Origin of the sequence: Agathobacter ruminis, from assembly GCF_002735305.1 — a bacterium.
Classification (GTDB): domain Bacteria; phylum Bacillota; class Clostridia; order Lachnospirales; family Lachnospiraceae; genus Roseburia; species Roseburia ruminis.
In genome coordinates this window covers 15,276-32,106 of the sequence record NZ_PDYG01000018.1, presented here as the reverse complement: position 1 = coordinate 32,106, position 16,831 = coordinate 15,276, and the positions used below count along the sequence as shown (strand labels likewise).

Annotated in this window: 13 protein-coding genes; 11 read left to right on the top strand and 2 right to left on the bottom strand. The window is 43.9% G+C overall.

Going from position 1 to position 16,831, the window contains the following annotated elements; translation table 11 throughout:
• Nucleotides 1-29: 29 nt before the first annotated feature.
• From atpD to CSX02_RS04800, 9 genes are all read left to right on the top strand, one after another.
• A complete protein-coding gene (atpD, locus tag CSX02_RS04840; protein ID WP_031543943.1) occupies nt 30-1,421 on the top strand; it encodes a F0F1 ATP synthase subunit beta in 1,392 nt (463 codons plus the stop codon).
• An 11-nt stretch (nt 1,422-1,432) separates the two neighbouring features.
• Nucleotides 1,433-1,840: an ATP synthase F1 subunit epsilon gene (atpC, locus tag CSX02_RS04835; RefSeq protein WP_099385830.1), complete on the top strand. Its 408-nt coding sequence runs from the start codon at nt 1,433-1,435 to the stop codon at nt 1,838-1,840.
• 215 nt (nt 1,841-2,055) lie between these two features.
• On the top strand, nt 2,056-2,916 hold the full coding sequence (locus CSX02_RS04830) for a hypothetical protein (protein WP_099385829.1): 861 nt from the start codon (nt 2,056-2,058) through the stop codon (nt 2,914-2,916).
• Complete coding sequence (locus CSX02_RS04825; RefSeq protein ID WP_099385828.1) at nt 2,906-3,652, top strand: hypothetical protein; 747 nt, start codon at nt 2,906-2,908, stop codon at nt 3,650-3,652. The genes CSX02_RS04830 and CSX02_RS04825 overlap by 11 nt, the downstream gene beginning before the upstream one ends.
• On the top strand, nt 3,630-4,988 hold the full coding sequence (locus tag CSX02_RS04820) for a hypothetical protein (RefSeq protein WP_099385827.1): 1,359 nt from the start codon (nt 3,630-3,632) through the stop codon (nt 4,986-4,988). The genes CSX02_RS04825 and CSX02_RS04820 overlap by 23 nt, the downstream gene beginning before the upstream one ends.
• Nucleotides 4,985-5,608, top strand: coding sequence for an ABC transporter ATP-binding protein (locus CSX02_RS04815; protein WP_242970414.1), 624 nt, complete (start codon nt 4,985-4,987; stop codon nt 5,606-5,608). Before CSX02_RS04820 ends, CSX02_RS04815 begins: the two co-directional genes overlap by 4 nt.
• A gap of 87 nt (nt 5,609-5,695) precedes the next feature.
• Nucleotides 5,696-8,074, top strand: coding sequence for a glycoside hydrolase family 2 protein (locus tag CSX02_RS04810; RefSeq protein ID WP_099385825.1), 2,379 nt, complete (start codon nt 5,696-5,698; stop codon nt 8,072-8,074).
• Nucleotides 8,075-8,094: 20 nt separating this feature from the next.
• Entirely contained in the window at nt 8,095-8,541 is a 447-nt protein-coding gene (locus CSX02_RS04805; RefSeq protein ID WP_099385824.1) for a GAF domain-containing protein, read from the top strand.
• 98 nt (nt 8,542-8,639) lie between these two features.
• Entirely contained in the window at nt 8,640-9,920 is a 1,281-nt protein-coding gene (locus CSX02_RS04800; protein WP_031543939.1) for an MFS transporter, read from the top strand.
• 49 nt (nt 9,921-9,969) lie between these two features.
• Here CSX02_RS04800 and CSX02_RS04795 read toward each other — a convergent pair whose 3' ends face one another.
• Both CSX02_RS04795 and CSX02_RS04790 read right to left on the bottom strand, forming a co-directional pair.
• Nucleotides 9,970-11,655, bottom strand: coding sequence for a glycoside hydrolase family 13 protein (locus CSX02_RS04795; RefSeq protein WP_099385823.1), 1,686 nt, complete (start codon nt 11,653-11,655; stop codon nt 9,970-9,972).
• Nucleotides 11,656-11,670: 15 nt separating this feature from the next.
• Entirely contained in the window at nt 11,671-12,960 is a 1,290-nt protein-coding gene (locus CSX02_RS04790) for an extracellular solute-binding protein (RefSeq protein WP_099385822.1), read from the bottom strand.
• 191 nt (nt 12,961-13,151) lie between these two features.
• On the opposite strand from CSX02_RS04790, the gene CSX02_RS04785 reads away from it, so the two are divergent.
• Together CSX02_RS04785 and CSX02_RS04780 are read left to right on the top strand one after the other, a co-directional pair.
• Nucleotides 13,152-14,150 carry a LacI family DNA-binding transcriptional regulator gene (locus CSX02_RS04785; protein WP_099385821.1) on the top strand — a complete coding sequence of 333 codons (999 nt, stop codon included), beginning with the start codon at nt 13,152-13,154 and terminating at the stop codon, nt 14,148-14,150.
• Nucleotides 14,151-14,370: 220 nt separating this feature from the next.
• Entirely contained in the window at nt 14,371-16,737 is a 2,367-nt protein-coding gene (locus CSX02_RS04780) for a phosphoketolase family protein (RefSeq protein WP_031543934.1), read from the top strand.
• Nucleotides 16,738-16,831: the final 94 nt, after the last annotated feature.

Genomic DNA, 16,831 nt, shown 5'->3' with positions numbered 1-16,831 from the left:
AAATGAAAGACATAATAAGGAGAAATAAAATGGCAGATAGAAATGTTGGTAAGATTACCCAGATTATCGGTGCCGTATTGGATGTCAAATTCCAAGAGGGACAGCTGCCTGAAATCAATGACGCAATTGAGATTACCCGCAAAGAGGGTGGCAAATTGGTGATTGAGGTCGCACAGCATCTGGGTGATGATACAGTTCGTTGTATCGCCATGGGACCGACGGACGGACTCGTTCGAGGAATGGATGCAGTTGCAACCGGCGCACCAATTTCCGTACCGGTTGGAGAGCAGACCCTTGGCCGTATCTTTAATGTACTAGGCGATGCAATCGACGATATCGAAACTCCACAGACGCAGGAGCACTGGCCGATTCACAGACCGGCGCCGGCGTTTGAAGAGCAGGCAACCTCTCAGGAGATGCTTGAAACCGGTATTAAAGTCGTTGACCTTCTCTGCCCATATCAAAAGGGTGGAAAGATTGGTCTGTTCGGTGGAGCCGGAGTAGGTAAGACCGTATTGATTCAGGAATTGATTCACAATATCGCAACCGAGCACGGTGGATATTCCGTATTCACCGGTGTAGGAGAGCGTACCCGTGAAGGAAATGACCTGTATTACGAAATGAAGGAATCCGGCGTTATCGACAAGACCTGTATGGTATTCGGACAGATGAACGAGCCGCCAGGAGCGCGTATGCGTGTTGGCTTAACCGGACTTACCATGGCAGAATACTTCCGTGACCGCGGTGGAAAAGATGTGCTTTTGTTTATCGACAACATCTTCCGTTTCACACAGGCAGGTTCCGAAGTATCCGCATTGCTTGGCCGTATGCCTTCCGCAGTAGGATATCAGCCGACTTTGCAGACAGAAATGGGTGCTCTTCAGGAGCGAATCACTTCTACCAAGAATGGTTCCATCACTTCCGTTCAGGCTGTATATGTGCCTGCGGATGACTTGACTGACCCGGCACCGGCAACCACATTCGCACACTTGGATGCAACTACCGTATTGGAGCGTTCTATTGCAGAGCTTGGTATTTATCCGGCAGTAGATCCGCTTGCATCGACTTCGCGTATTCTTGATCCGCGTATTGTTGGAGAAGAGCATTTCCAGGTTGCGCGTGGCGTACAGGAGATTCTTCAGAAATATAAAGAATTGCAGGATATCATCGCCATCCTTGGTATGGATGAACTTGGCGAGGAAGATAAGCTGGTTGTAAGCCGTGCAAGAAAGGTACAGAGATTCCTTTCACAGCCGTTTAACGTTGCAACCCAGTTTACCGGACTTGACGGAAAATATGTTCCGATTGCCGAGACCATTCGTGGATTCCAGGAAATTCTCGATGGTAAGTTAGACGACGTACCGGAAGGATATTTCCTGAATGTCGGAACAATCGATGAAGTTCGTGCAAAGATGCAATAGGAGGTGATCCTATGGCAGATGGAAACAAATTCGATGTCGAAATCATAACACCGGATCGAATCTTCTTTAAAGGAGAGTCTGATTTTCTGGAGTTTACCACATCGGAAGGGGATATCGGTATCTATAAGAATCATATTCCGCTTACAACGGTGCTTGCCCCGGGAGCCGTAACCATTCATAACGGGGACGATTCCAAGGTGGCAGCAGTTCATGCCGGATTTGCAGAGATTCTCGGCGAGAAGGTTACACTTCTTGCAGAAGTTGCCGAATGGCCGGATGAAATCGATGTAAAGCGTGCAGAAGAAGCAAAAGAGCGCGCAGAGCGCCGTATCCAGGAAAAATCAGACGATTTGGATTTACGCCGTGCAGAAGTTGCGTTGCGTAAAGCATTGATTCGAATGGATGTCGCAAACAAATAAGATGTTGCTTATGAGATGGGTAAGATTTTAGAATCTTATCCATCTTATTGTTTTAGGGACAAAAACTGAAATAATATCAGTGATTTTATTTGTGGGACAATTCTGACAATGCGCATAAATGCGGTCAAAGTGTTTGATAAAAAACTGAGAAAATGCTAGGATTATATTGTAATCTGAGACAAATATAGCGGATATTGGACACCTAATCAATATTAATGAAAAAGAAAATAAAAAAGATTTGGATTTTAATCATACTTCTCTCCATTTATTATGTTCTTTCAAATTTCTGGGCTCTATTGCCAGACCTTGATTTGAATAAGACCTTAAGACTTCAAGATTGTGTCTGCCTTTATGAAAAATATGGAGCAAACATATCCGGGGAAGAGATTGATTTATTTGCGCAAGATATAAAAGAATTAAAAAAGAAATTAGAGCCTGCTTTTCAAAGAGATGAGTATATGCACCTATATGGGATCGAATCGTTTGATGAATGGCAGGCTTTTTGCGTATGGGAAAATGAATGGGTCCTTGTCGAAGAAGAGGATTTATCTCCGGAACTGCAGGAGAAGAAACAAGAAATGGAAGAGGATGGAGTCTGGGAGGATGCTGTAAAAAAGGTACGCGTAATTAGTGATTTTAAATTCAGATTATCTGATCAGGAGCAGGAATACTGGGATAAGCTAGATCATTTGTTATGGTATCAAGACTTAATTGATAATCAAGGGTATGCGCCAACTTGCAGTGGGTACTATGAAACTTATTTCAAAAAGGACACCCTATGGTATTGGGCTCTGTTTGCATTCATTTCAGGCCTGCTGGCGTATGAATACTTGTTTAAAGAAAAGTCCAAGAAGAAATATTTGATGATTAACAGCATTTTGATTATTTCTTCCTGGCTGGCATATATACTTGCATTTACTTACCTGAAAGTATGGATGTTTTGGGAAAGCCGAATCGAAGTTTTAGAGGACATGGATCTCCCGTTGGGCTGGACTCTGTTAGGAACAAGAAGTTTTCCGTTTTTGTTTATGCTGATTGGTTTTGGGCTATGGAAAGGGAGAAAAGGTGAAAATTAATTATTATTTAAAAAGACATTTTTTTCTTCTTGCATCGATTGTGGTTGGAATTGTCCTACTGTTTTATGCAGATTACAGAGCGCGAAATATCTGGTTTGTAATCGGTAAGGACAACAATATTAACGCATTGATGACAGCTATGGGATGTGGTTTGGATAGCTGGATGGGAATATTCTTCCCAGTGCTGGCAACAGTGCCTTTTGCGACCAGCTATGTATCGGATCAGAAAAGCGGTTATTTTTCATCCCAGCGGTTGCGAAAGCATAATAAGTGTTATTCTATTGAAAAACTGTGGAAGTCAGCACTGACTGGTTCGCTTTCGCTTGCGGTTCCGGTAGCATTCTTCTCCATTTATCTGTGGATGAACAATCCATGTTCTGCGTCTCTATATGATGAATCGGGGGATACCGTAACCTCTTTTATGACACATTTCGCAGAAGAAAATCCGAAATTATATATGGCTTTGATTGTGTTATTAACTGCAATTGCCGGGGCATCCATGGCAGTTTTTGCGCTTGGAATATCAACGATTGTAAAAAATGAATTTCTTACTTTGTTGATTCCGTTTGGAATATGCATTTTATCTGCAATTATGGGAGGTGAGAATAATCTTCTTCTGACTTTTTGCCCCTCAGAACAGGCAGATATCAGTTTATATCGAGTGTTGATTATGGATCTTATTGTTTTGGCAATCGGAGTGGGACTTTGGATTTATGAATATCGGCGGAAAGAATAAGCAATATTATGTAATCGCATTAGTATATTTGATTTGGATGGAAGGTTATCTAGTCCTGCAATCTTGGGATGGAATCACTTTATCTGAATGGGTGACGGAAGTAATACTGGATCGATTTACATTATTACTGATGTTTGGAATATCCTTTCTTGTCTGTAATCATTTTGTAGTTGAATTATATGACGGGAACGCAACACGCATGTTGCGTAAACAGAATCGAATGAAAGTATTTGCAACGATAATCGCAAGAATGACGGCATCGGTAATTGGTTTGATTCTGTTGGCATTTGGAACTGCATTGCTTGTATTTGCGGTTTCAAATATTGGACCATGGGTGCCAGACAAAGAATCCGGGAAACAGATGATTTATTGTATGTTTTCATTATTGATACGTATTTATTTCTTTGGAATGATATTGGGGCTATTGGAATTATTATGTCGTCAATATTTGCGTAATGAAAAGCTACCGCTGATTTTGTTGTTGATTTTATTAATGGTAAATGTCGGAATATCAGGCAGTTCCAATTTTCAGAGTTATCCAATTTCAAAAGTTTTATGGATTAACGCACTTTGGCAAGATGTTTTTGTGCCAAAGGTATGCGGATTTTGGATCATCCAGATGATTCTGCTTATCACATGGATTTATTGTAAATCGATGATATCTTTTCCAAAAGTACGAATGAGAACGCGCGTATGGCATTATCGGGATTGGATGATAATCACCGCTTCGTCACTTGGCATATCCTTTCTTTATTGCGGATTGGCAAAAGAAGTCGCAGTCGAAAATTTATTTGAAATGATTTTTGGCTTTGAACATTTCGATTTATGGTTATTTCTATATTTAGGAATTCAACTTCCAATTCTGGGTTTGGCATTTTACTATTTTCAAAAGCGAAAATGTTATGCAATTCAGTACTTATTGAGAGGCCAACGATTTCACACATGGGTTTGCAGGCAATATATGCGAATAGCCAGTCAATGCTTTTGCTATTTTGTTTTGATTGGGATGTGTTTCCTGTTATGGATGAAACGATTGCCGCAACGGTTTGAAGTTCAATTATTATGTAATCTGGCGCTGATGGATGTTGGATTGATTTTGCTGTCAATCTTGTTATCATGGCGAAGTCAGCGAGATATTGGATATCCATTTTTTGTGATTATGTTAGGACACATGATTCTTGCGAGATGGAATCAGCCATGGGTTCCGTTTATTGGTGGAATCTATGTGACTCACCGTGATACGCAGTGGTTTCAGGTTGGTTATCAACTCTTGATTGCATGTGTCTTGATGGGATGGATCATCTTTTCCGGAAGGGATAGGATAGAGAAATTATGATTGAGTTAAAAGATTTAACAAAAGAATATAAAGATCAGATTGTATTGGACCGGGTAAATTATAAATTTGAGGAAGGGCATGTATATGGTTTGGTTGGAGAAAACGGGTCCGGAAAAACAGTTCTTTTAAAAACCATAGCAGGATTGTATGATCTGACAGAAGGAGAGATTCTGGTGCAGGGCCAACCAAAGAAGAAAGGTCATTTTCTTCCTTCGGTTGGAATGGTTGGAGACGCAATTGGATTTGTTCCATATATGACCGCACGCGAAAACCTGTATGAATTATCAAGAATACAAAAGAAAATCGGGCTTGAAGAGATAGACAAGATGCTGGAATTCGTAGGTTTATCTAACTATCAAAATAAAGCTGTTCGCAAATATTCTCTTGGTATGAAGCAAAAACTGTGCATTGCACAAGCCTTTATGGAAGAGCCGAAAGTATTGCTTTTGGATGAACCGTTTAATGCCTTGGATGCAAAATCTGCAACGAAAATGAAACAATATTTCAAGGAATATGCCAAAGAGCATCAAGCGATTATGATTGTGACAAGCCATCATGCAGATGAATTGGATGATTTGTGCGACACGATGATTCATATTCAGGAAGGCAGAATAGAGTAATTATCGCGAAAACGAAATGAATAAAAATAGTTTCCAATTCGGGATTTTCTATGCTACAATGGGGTTAGATGAGATAGGAGGATAAACATGGAGAAGATTTATCTGAATGACGCATGGGAATTTACCCCTGAATATGGCAGCGAACAATACGAGAAAGTCCGCATTCCGCATTCGGTTGTGGAGACCCCATACAATTATTTTGACGAACACAGTTATCAAATGCTCAGCGGCTATCGCATGACTTTGGTGCCAAAGGGCGAGTGGCGCGGAAAGAAAGTTTTGTTGACTTTTGAAGGAGCGGCACATTCGGCAACTGTATTTGCAAACGGCAAAGAGATTGCAAAGCATGACTGTGGATATACTGCTTTTTCTGCAGACTTATCAGATTTTATGGAAGAAGCAACAGTTGAGATTACTGTTCGATTGGACAGCCGGGAGGATTTGAACATTCCGCCGTTTGGTCTGGTAATTGATTATATGACCTATGGTGGTTTATATCGTGATGTCTATCTGGAAATCGGTGAGAAACTGCATACCGAGGATGTGTTTGCGAAACCTTTTCGAAAGGGAAAGGATTCTTATCGGTTAGAAGTAGAGCATCTTCTTTCTGAAGAATGCAAAGGAAAGAACTTAAAACTTTCCTATGAGTTATGCGAATATGAAACCGGAAATCCGGTGGAACAGTGGAATTATGAGGGAACCATCGAATCGCAAAAATTCCATACTCACCGGGAATTGTTAAAAGTAAAAGAATGGTCGGTGGAATCCCCGGCATTGTATGTGCTGAAGGTGACAATTGAAGAACAGGGAAAAATCTGCGATACCAAAGTAGTGCGCTTCGGATTCCGCGAGGCCGTTTTCCGCGCAGATGGATTCTATTTAAACGGAAAGAAAGTCAAACTTCGTGGACTGAATCGCCATCAGAGTTATCCGTATGTCGGCTATGCGATGCCACAGTCCATGCAGGAGCTGGACGCGGATATCTTAAAGAATGAGCTGGCACTCAATGCAGTCCGTACTTCGCATTATCCACAGTCGCAGTATTTTATTGATCGCTGCGATGAAATCGGATTGTTGGTATTTACCGAGATTCCGGGCTGGCAGCATATCGGAGATGCGCAGTGGAAAGAGCAGGCCCTGCAGAATGTCCGCGAGATGATTGTGCAATATCGCAACCATCCGTCCATCATCCTCTGGGGAGTACGAATCAATGAATCCCAGGATGATGACGCACTCTATGAGAAGACAAATGCGCTTGCGCATGAACTCGACAATACCCGTATGACCGGAGGCGTCCGTTTTATCAAAAAGAGCAATCTGCTTGAAGATGTCTATACCTTTAACGATTTCTCTTATGATGGAACCGGCGAAGGCGCCCAGGAAAAGAAAAATGTCACAACAGACATGAGCAAAGGTTATCTCGTATCCGAATATGCCGGCCATATGTATCCGACCAAGATGTTTGATGATGAGGAACAAAAGCGCGAGCATATGCTTCGCCATGCAACCGTATTAAACAAAGTGGCATCGCAGGAGCAAAGCGCTGGTTCGTTTGGCTGGTGCATGTTTGACTATAATACACATAAAGATTTTGGTTCGGGAGACCGCATTTGCTACCATGGAGTACTCGATATGTTCCGAAATGCGAAGCCGGCAGCAGCAGTATACCGCGCGCAGGGAGATTGCAGCAAAGATCCGTTTATCAGTGTGCTTTCTTCTATGGATATCGGAGAGCATCCGGCATGTAACCGTACGGAAACCTATATGCTGACCAATGCAGACGCGATTCGCATGTACAAAAATGATCGTTTTATCAAAGAATATGATGCGAACCGGTCTCTGACTCCGGCACTCCGTCGCGGCCCGATTGCGATTGATGACTATATCGGTGATGCGATTGAGAAGGGCGAGAATTTCAAGCCGAAACAGGCGCAGGCGGTCAAAGATATGATGAATTATGTGGCCATTCACGGAATGGGCATGACACCGAAGCTGGCAAAGATGGCAGCAAAACTGGTTGCGGTTTATCATATGGATCCAAAGTTGGCAGTTCCGTTGTTTAATAAATACATTGGAGACTGGGGCGGCAAGTCGACCAGCTACCGTTTTGATGCAATCTGCGATGGCGAGGTAGTTGCTTCTGTGACGAAGATGCCGATGACCAAAATGCAGTTGAAATATCAGCTCTCAAAGGATACACTGAAAGAAGTGCATTCGTATGATGTGGCAGAAATCCGTCTGTCTGTTACGGATGAGCATGAGAATCAATTATATTATTATGGCGAAGCTGCAAGCATTCAGACTGAGGGACCGATTGCTGTGATTGGACCGGATGTGGTTTCATTCCGCGGAGGTGCAACCGGTGTCTATGTGAAAACAACCGGAGAAACCGGTCCTGCAAAGGTGATTATCCGTGTGCCGGGAATGGATTCGGTGACCATTGACCTTACAGTCTGTGAAAGCTAGGAGACGCCTACGGAGGAAACATGAATTATTCATTGCTTTGCGAACAATTAAAGGCACTTTGCGAAGATGTGTCTTATCCGATCACCAATCTGGCCAATGCATCCGCATTGTTGTTTGACGCGCTGGAAGATCTGAACTGGGCAGGTTTTTATCTGATGCAGGAAGGACAGCTTTTGCTTGGACCATTCCAGGGCAAGACCGCGTGTACAAAGATTGCACTGGGACGCGGTGTCTGCGGAACCGCGGCACAGCAGGATCAGACACAGCTGGTGTATGATGTGCATGAATTTCCGGGACATATTGCCTGTGACAGTGCATCCAATTCCGAGATTGTGGTACCACTTCATGATGCAAGCGGAGCAGTGATGGGGGTACTCGATATTGACAGTCCCTTGATTGGACGGTTCAGTGAAGAGGATCGGGAAGGCCTCGAAGGCTTTGCAAAAATTTTGGAGCATTATTTATAATGCTATAATTGCAAAAAGAATAATATTTGCATAGTGTTTTGATGCAATGTCTGTTAACCTCTTTATGTAAGGTATTTTTACATAAGGAGGTTTTTTTTATGAACACAAAAAGTAACTTTGGGAAGAAGGGCTGGCTGGTCATTATCTATGTCCTGTTTCTGTATATGTTTTCAGCCACTCCTCCGGACACCCTCAATGTCAGCGTAGAGGCCTTTGGTCATATGCGCTTTGGTATGGAGGGGCAGAGCTGGCAACAATTGCTGATTTATTCGGCAATCGGTGGATTCATTGGAATTCCGGTTGCATTGATTCTGGGTCAGATTGTTGCACGATGCAAAGTAAAGTGGCCTACGGTTGCAGTACTGGTCATTTACGGAATCATCTGGTTTTTGAATGGACAGGCCAATAGTGTGGCAATGTATGCGGTTATGGTAGTCATGATCACTGCAGTTTCGGATGCATTGAATCTGGTTTCCACACAGCAGATTATGAACAACTGGTTCCCGAAGAAAAAGGGACTGGCGCTTGGCTGGTCGACCATGGGAATGTGCTTCTCCAGTGCAATTATGGTAGGCGTATTCCAGGTGCTGATTACAAAGGCCGGTTTGAGTGCACCATTCACACTGATGATGGGAATCTGCTTCCTGCTTGCAATTATCACAGCAGTTTTCTTCAAGAATTATCCGGAAGAGGCGGGGGCTTATCCGGACAATGAACCGATTACGGAAGAAGAAAAGGAAGCAAACCTGAAGCTGATTCGTGATTACAAATCAGATTACACCTTCAAGAAATTGTTATGTTCAAAAGAATTATGGGGCCTGACCGTATTGTTTGGATTCTTGTTTATCGGACTGATTGGTGTGACCAGTCAGATGGTTCCGCGTCTGGCATGTGTGGGACTCGAAAAGACACAGGCAATCATGTGGCTGACCATTTCGTCCATCATTGGTATTTTTGCTTCTTTTGCATGGGGATGGATTGATCAGAAGATCGGAACCAAGCGTGCGGTAGAAATTTTCTCTATCTGCTGGACTGCAATGATGATAGTGGCTTTGATTGGAATGGCTACGGTCAATCGTCCAATCACTTTGATTTCTGTGGTAATGTACTCCTGTCTGTTAGGTGGACTTGGCAATTTGATGCCGAGCTTTACCATCCAGATTTTTGGACGCTATGACTTCCCACAGGCAAACAAACTGATGGTGCCGCTGGTAGTGGGAATCCGTTCGTTTGCATTGCTCATTGTTCCGGCGATTTTGACAACTGTCGGAGAGCAGATAAAGGGCTATACGATGGTATTTATTGTATTCTCCGTATTATCACTGATTTCTACAATCATTGCTTTTGCATTGAAAGACAAGATGATTGGAAAAGAATAATCCGGGTTGGGAAAAAAGCCATGTTTGAAAAAGCAAACATGGCTTTTTATTATGTCAGGAATAGGACAGTTCCTTCATAAGCTTGTAAAGTGACCGGTTCACAGGAATCATCCGGCCGGATGGTTCGTGTACAATCGGAATTATTGAGGATGACAAGCGCGGTTTCTGCTGTGCCATCTGTGGATACATATTCTCGTTTGAATGCATAGCCCCCATCGTTGTCAGTATAAATGCTCCGGTAATTGCCTCGCGTCAATGACGGATGTGAAAGGCGCAGATGAATCCATTCGGATAAAGTCTCCTTTAATGGCTGTTCGTTCGGGTTCCAGCGCATGGCTGCGCGGTATTGAGGCTCTGTATCTCCGGTTAACAGACATTCATCTCCGTAAAATACGGATGGGATTCCAGGTGCAGTCATCAGGAAAAAGAGCGCGAGGCGCAGTCTGTCGCAATTGCCGCCACAATGATGAAGGAAACGAGGCACATCGTGTGAATCCAAAAAATTCATCTGCGCAGACGCAATCGGAGTTGGATATCGCATCAGCGCTTTTTGAAATTGTTCATCGAAAGTCCTTGCATCGATGGTAGCAGTCGCAAAAAAGTCGCGACAAAGATTCGTAAACATATAATTCATAGCCGAATCGAACTGGTCTCCACGCAACCATACATCTGCATCTTCCCAAATCTCGGCAATCAGGAACGCATCCGGTTTCAGCGCGCGGACCGCACGACGGAAGGCACGCCAGGTCTCATGATCTACCTCGTTGGCGACATCAAGTCGCCAGCCGTCGATATCAAATTCACGAATCCAATAAGTGCCGACTTGACAGATGAAGTCCCGCACCTGGGGATGACTCGTGTTGAGCTTCGGCATTTCTTTGACATAGGCGAAGCATTCATAATTCGGTGGGTCAGAATAGTGGATGGGAAAATTTAATTGATAAAACCAATCACGGTAAGCGGATTGCTTCTGATTGGCTATGACATCGCGAAATGCGAAAAAGTCAGGCCCACAATGATTGAATACTCCGTCCAAAATGATACGCATATTGCGTCTGTGCAATTCCTTGACTAATTGGCGAAAGTCATCCTTGCTACCAAAGCATGGATCGATTTTAAAATAATCAATCGTATCATATTTGTGGTACGAATTGGCAGCAAAAATTGGATTCAGATAAATCAAATTGACACCGAGAGATTGCAGATAATCGAGATTCTCTGTAATTCCACGGATGGTTCCGCCCAAATGACTGTGCGATTGTCCACAGGACTGTGGCTGACCGGAGAGCTGTGCCTTACTTGTTGCAAAACTGTCCGGAAAAATATGATACATCACAGAATCATAGACCCAGTGCGGCTCGGTCATCAGTTCCTCACGCCGCAAATAAGGAAATTGAAAATATTCAATGCGGTTTGCACGCATTTGTTCACAGAATCCGCGGGAATAATAATAGTATGTTTTTCCTTCGGATGTAAGGGAAAAATAATAGCATACACGCGTAAAATCTGTTTGAATACTGGCTTCGTAATAGTCAAACAAATCATCACGCGCACATTGCTTCATCTGTACCGGAGTGACCGGAACCGGTTCGGTCATTGCGACACGGTCGCCGTAATAGACACAAACCGATTCCACATCACCTTTGGCAGTACGGATACGAAGAGTGAAATTTGTTTCTGTTGTTGCATATGCATATTGAGAAAGTGGCATATGCAGGATAGCTTCTTTTATCATAATTGGTGTACGATTTTACTGTGTAATTCCTTCTACTGCAAGATCCAAAGCTTTCTGAATGTCATCATAGCTTCCGTCGGCCAATGTCTGTCCGAGTGTAGCCGCAGAATTCCAGTAATTGTCACCAACGCGTTGTAAATCAGCGAACTCAGCTTGCTCGGAAAGTGCGTGAAGTGCCGGAGCAGATGCAATGGAATCAGAAGATGCGGCAACGAGGTTGGAAGGACCTTCACCGGTTGCAAGTGCAATCTTGGTCTGGCTGGTTTCACTGGTCAGGAATTCAGCAAGCAGCATAGCCCATCCGGCATTCTTGGAGTATGAATTGACACCCATGAATTTGTATCCGGCAAAGGAGCCCATCTGAATCTGTTTTCCGTCAACTGTGAATGTAGGAAGCTTTGCTGCTGCATAATCATCGCCGTAAGCTTCTTTGAAAGCATTGGTTGCCCAGGTGCCATTGACATCGGCAATCATCTCACCGTCCTTTGCGAAGGACTGTGCATCTTCATTGACACAGTTCTTCATAGCAGGACTTTTGCAAATCTGTGCAATTGCAGTTGCTACCTGAGCTCCGGTTATTTCGGTGTCGGTTGCATTCCAGTTACAGGTGTTCTTGATACCATCCTCCGATTTCATTTCAAGTCCTGCACCTGCAAAGAATCCGTAGAGATACCATGCGCCGGACACTTCCATTCCGACGGTTTTCTTGTTTTCTTCCGCAACTTTTAAGATGCTGTCCCAACTCTTAACATCTTCTTCTGACAAATACTTTTTGTTGTAGAAGAGGAAATAGCCGTTTGATGCGGTAAGCGGATATGCGTAGAGCTTTCCGTTCATGGTTGCTGCCGCAACAGTCTGCTCGGCATTGGCTTCATGTGGGTCGTAGGTATAGGAAGTATCCAGACTCTGCAATGCATTTGCATTTACGAGATCGTAAAGCTGATCATCCGGGAATACAAATACATCGGCAGCTGCCTCAGGATCTTTCAAAACATCATCGCGACAGTTGGCTTCCGATTCAGCGCCGATGGTGATATTAAAGGTGACATCCGGATACTGTTTCTTGAAATCCTCAACCAATTCTGCCATAACAGTCTGATATTCTTTGGTTTCGGAACACCAAAGTGTCAGATCAACCGGCTTGTCGGTTGAAGCAATCAGATTAGCGATGGCATCGTCTGTCTTCGCAGTGTCTTTTGTGTCAGTTGCCCCCTGTGTGTCATTTTTGTCGCTCTTTCCACATCCTGCAAATGTGGTTGCCACAAGTGCAGAGCAAAGAAGTAAGCTAACAAGTTTCTTTTTCATTTTCCGTTCCTCCTTAGAAATAGTTTGTTGCTATAGGCATATTATTTGCATGAATGAATGGCAGCGGCAAGAAAAAAATGAAATTTGAATGATGATTTATTAGGAAACCGCTATACTAAAAAAATCATTTTGTGCAAAATTTCTTGCTGTGTTATACTGACAAAAAAACAAGCTGAAAGTGAGGAACTGCAATGGCTGTCACAATTAAAGATGTTGCTAAGCATGCCGGAGTGTCCGTGTCAACTGTCTCAAAAGTGCTGAATGATTGGAAAACGATTTCCCAAGAAACGAAGGATCGCGTGCATGCATCCATTCTTGCACTAAACTATACGCCAAATGCGCGTGCGGTCAGCTTTGCGCGCGGCACCACGCGAAATATCATTTATCTGACAGCACTGGCAGAAGGGGAAGCATATCGCAATCCGCATATGTTTGATATTATGTGCGGCGTGTTCACCAATTTGGCCAGACAGGGATACACCATGACAATGATGGACATTTCAGATGATGAACATCCGCGCGAAACAGTTGCGGAAATCATTGCCCGCAAGAGTGCGGATGGCGTGGTCATCCACGGTTCCGTCATCAATCAGGAGATTGCAAATCTGATCATAGATCATGAATTCCCACATATTGTCATCGGGCACCCGGAATTTGACAATCGCCTTTGCTGGGTGGACACCAATCATTTGCTTGCAGGCCAGTATGCGGCAGATTATCTGGTCAATCATGATGTTTCACCGGTTTCATTTATCGGAGGCAGGCGCAATGAATTGATTTCCAAAGAACGTGAGCGTGGTTTTCGAGCGGTTCTGCTCAAACATCATAAAAAAATTTCGCCGGAATATGTAATTCATACGAATTCAACCTGGCAGGAAGGGTATGATGCGGTAAGGCAGCTCCTTGCAATGCAGGAGCCACCGAAGGCAATTGTCTGCGAGAATAATACAATTGCAGTCGGTGCGGCACGGGCCTTGGCTGAACTGGGAATCCGCGTGCCGGAGGATTTGTTTTTCCTGACATTTGATATCTATCCTTATACTTCGATTCTTGATCCACAGCCGACGGTGGTGGACATCAATGTATATGACATGGGCCTGCAGGCGGCCGACATGATTGTACGCAAAATCGAAAACCCATCACTAATGATCCAAAGCTATACGACCTTGCCACGCGTGATTACTTTATAAATTGATAATCGCAAACATGCAATTATTGCTTCATTGATTGCAAAAAAACCGCGCAAATTTGCGGAAAAACAAATATTTACGCTTAAAGTAAGCAAAATACCACATGATTTATGGCAATAATTCGGAATGAAATGACAAGAATAGAATTGCCATCAGCCTCTCCCAAAAGATATGATTTGGTTGATAGATAAATTTTTAACAATATATGAGGAGAGGTAATATGAGCCAATACGAAATTACGGATGAGTATTTGTCCAAAATGGACGCCTACTGGCGTGCAACCAATTATCTGGCAGCAGCACAGCTGTATCTTCTTGACAATCCGCTTTTGCGTGAGCCGCTCAAGAAAGAGCATATTAAAAAGAAAATTGTGGGACATTGGGGAACTGTTCCCGGACAGAATTTTATTTATGTACACATGAATCGTATCATCAAGAAATACGATCAGGATATGATTTTGATTTCAGGACCGGGACACGGAGGCAATTTTTTCGTTGCCAATACCTATTTGGAGGGTTCATACAGTGAAGTTTATCCGAATGTAAGTCGTGATTTGAACGGACTGCAAAAGCTTTGCAAACAGTTCTCCTTCCCGGGTGGTATTTCAAGCCATGTGGCACCGGAGAATCCGGGTTCCATCCATGAAGGCGGAGAACTTGGTTATTCGATTGCGCATGCATTTGGTGCCGTATTTGACAACCCGGATCTGATTGCGACCTGCGTAGTCGGAGACGGAGAGGCAGAGACCGGACCGCTTGCCACTTCATGGCAGTCCAACAAATTCCTGAATCCGATTACGGATGGAGCGGTATTGCCGATCCTGCATCTGAATGGATTTAAGATTTCAAATCCGACCATTCTGGCGCGTTTGTCACATGAAGAACTCGAAGCATTCTTTAAGGGAAATGGCTGGAAGCCGTATTTTGTTGAAGGCTCTGATCCAAAGGAAATGCACAGAAAGATGGCAGAGACTTTGGATACTGTTATGGATGAAATCAAGGCAATCCAGAAACATGCCAGAACAACAGGAGATGCAACCAGACCGGTTTGGCCGATGATTGTATTGCGCACACCGAAGGGATGGACCGGACCGAAGGTTGTGGACGGAAACAAGATTGAAGGCTCATTCCAGGCGCATCAGGTACCGGTTATGATGGACAAGCCTGAACATATGGACATTCTGAAGGATTGGCTGTTGAGCTACCATCCGGAGGAACTGTTTGACGAGAACGGCCGCCTGATTCCGGAATTGGAAGAGCTGGCTCCGACAGGGGACAGACGTATGGGCGCCAATCCTCACGCAAACGGCGGCAAATTGTTGCGTGACCTGCGCCTACCGGATTTCCGGGATTATGCAATTGATGTTCCTGCACCGGGAGCTGTGGAAAAGCAGGATATGATTGAACTGGGCGGATATATCCGCGATGTCTTTAAATTGAATGAAGAGCAGAGAAACTTCCGTATCTTCGGACCGGATGAGACGATGTCCAATCGTTTGAACAAAGTATTTGAGGTGACAAACAGAGATTGGAACAACCCAATCGAGGAAGGCACCGATCAGTTCCTCGCAAAGGATGGCCGTGTTATGGACTCCATGCTTTCCGAGCATATGTGCGAAGGCTGGCTCGAGGGATATCTCCTGACCGGACGCCACGGATTCTTTGCAAGTTATGAAGCATTTATCCGTATCATTGACTCGATGGCAGCACAGCATGCAAAATGGCTGAAAGTATGCAATTCTCTCTCATGGAGACAGCCGATAGCATCCCTGAACCTGCTTTTGACTTCAAATGTATGGCAGCAGGATCATAATGGATTTACACATCAGGATCCGGGATTCCTGGATCATATCTCCAACAAAAAGGCAGATGTGGTAAGGCTTTATTTGCCACCGGACGCGAACTGTCTGCTTTCGACCATGGATCATTGCTTAAAGAGCAAGAATTATGTCAATGCAATTGTGGCGAGCAAGCATCCGAGACCGCAATGGCTGACCATGGAGCAGGCTGTGAAGCATTGTACACAGGGTATCGGCATCTGGGATTGGGCATCCACCGATACCGGAGAAGAACCGGATATCGTATTGGCATGCTGCGGTGATACTCCGACACTTGAGGCTTTGGCAGCGGTTGATATTCTGCATAAAGAAATGCCGGAGGTAAAAGTCCGCTTTGTCAATGTAGTAGACCTGATGAAAATGGAGCCAAGCAACAAGCATCCGCACGGATTGAGCGATGTGGAATATGATTCACTCTTTACCAAGGATAAGCCGATTGTATTTGCATTCCACGGTTATCCGACACTGATTCACGAGCTGACTTATACCAGACACAATCGCAATATTCATGTATATGGATATCATGAGGAAGGTACCATCACAACACCGTTTGATATGCGTGTGCAAAACAAGATTGACCGCTTCAACCTTGTCATTGCGATGGTAAATAATATGCCTCAGATTGGCAATAAGGGCGCGTTCCTGATTCAGAAGATGAAGGATAAACTGGTCGAGCACAAGACGTATATCCATGATGTTGGTGTGGATATGCCGGAAGTTGCCGAGTGGAAATGGACCGGATTAAAATAATCAAAGAAAAAGACCGTCAGTAAATTCGCTGGCGGTCTTTTAAATTGGCAGAAAACAGTTGCGAAATTGTCCGAATAGTAAGATAATAATAATG

What these genes read in the sequence shown, in the direction of transcription:
- atpD (WP_031543943.1), top strand. Translation starts at nt 30, where the DNA reads ATGGCAGATAGAAATGTTGGTAAGATTACCCAGATTATCGGTGCCGTA.
- atpC (WP_099385830.1), top strand. Translation starts at nt 1,433, where the DNA reads ATGGCAGATGGAAACAAATTCGATGTCGAAATCATAACACCGGATCGA.
- CSX02_RS04830 (WP_099385829.1), top strand. Translation starts at nt 2,056, where the DNA reads ATGAAAAAGAAAATAAAAAAGATTTGGATTTTAATCATACTTCTCTCC.
- CSX02_RS04820 (WP_099385827.1), top strand. Translation starts at nt 3,630, where the DNA reads ATGAATATCGGCGGAAAGAATAAGCAATATTATGTAATCGCATTAGTA.
- CSX02_RS04815 (WP_242970414.1), top strand. Translation starts at nt 4,985, where the DNA reads ATGATTGAGTTAAAAGATTTAACAAAAGAATATAAAGATCAGATTGTA.
- CSX02_RS04810 (WP_099385825.1), top strand. Translation starts at nt 5,696, where the DNA reads ATGGAGAAGATTTATCTGAATGACGCATGGGAATTTACCCCTGAATAT.
- CSX02_RS04805 (WP_099385824.1), top strand. Translation starts at nt 8,095, where the DNA reads ATGAATTATTCATTGCTTTGCGAACAATTAAAGGCACTTTGCGAAGAT.
- CSX02_RS04800 (WP_031543939.1), top strand. Translation starts at nt 8,640, where the DNA reads ATGAACACAAAAAGTAACTTTGGGAAGAAGGGCTGGCTGGTCATTATC.
- CSX02_RS04795 (WP_099385823.1), bottom strand. Translation starts at nt 11,655, where the DNA reads ATGATAAAAGAAGCTATCCTGCATATGCCACTTTCTCAATATGCATAT.
- CSX02_RS04790 (WP_099385822.1), bottom strand. Translation starts at nt 12,960, where the DNA reads ATGAAAAAGAAACTTGTTAGCTTACTTCTTTGCTCTGCACTTGTGGCA.
- CSX02_RS04785 (WP_099385821.1), top strand. Translation starts at nt 13,152, where the DNA reads ATGGCTGTCACAATTAAAGATGTTGCTAAGCATGCCGGAGTGTCCGTG.
- CSX02_RS04780 (WP_031543934.1), top strand. Translation starts at nt 14,371, where the DNA reads ATGAGCCAATACGAAATTACGGATGAGTATTTGTCCAAAATGGACGCC.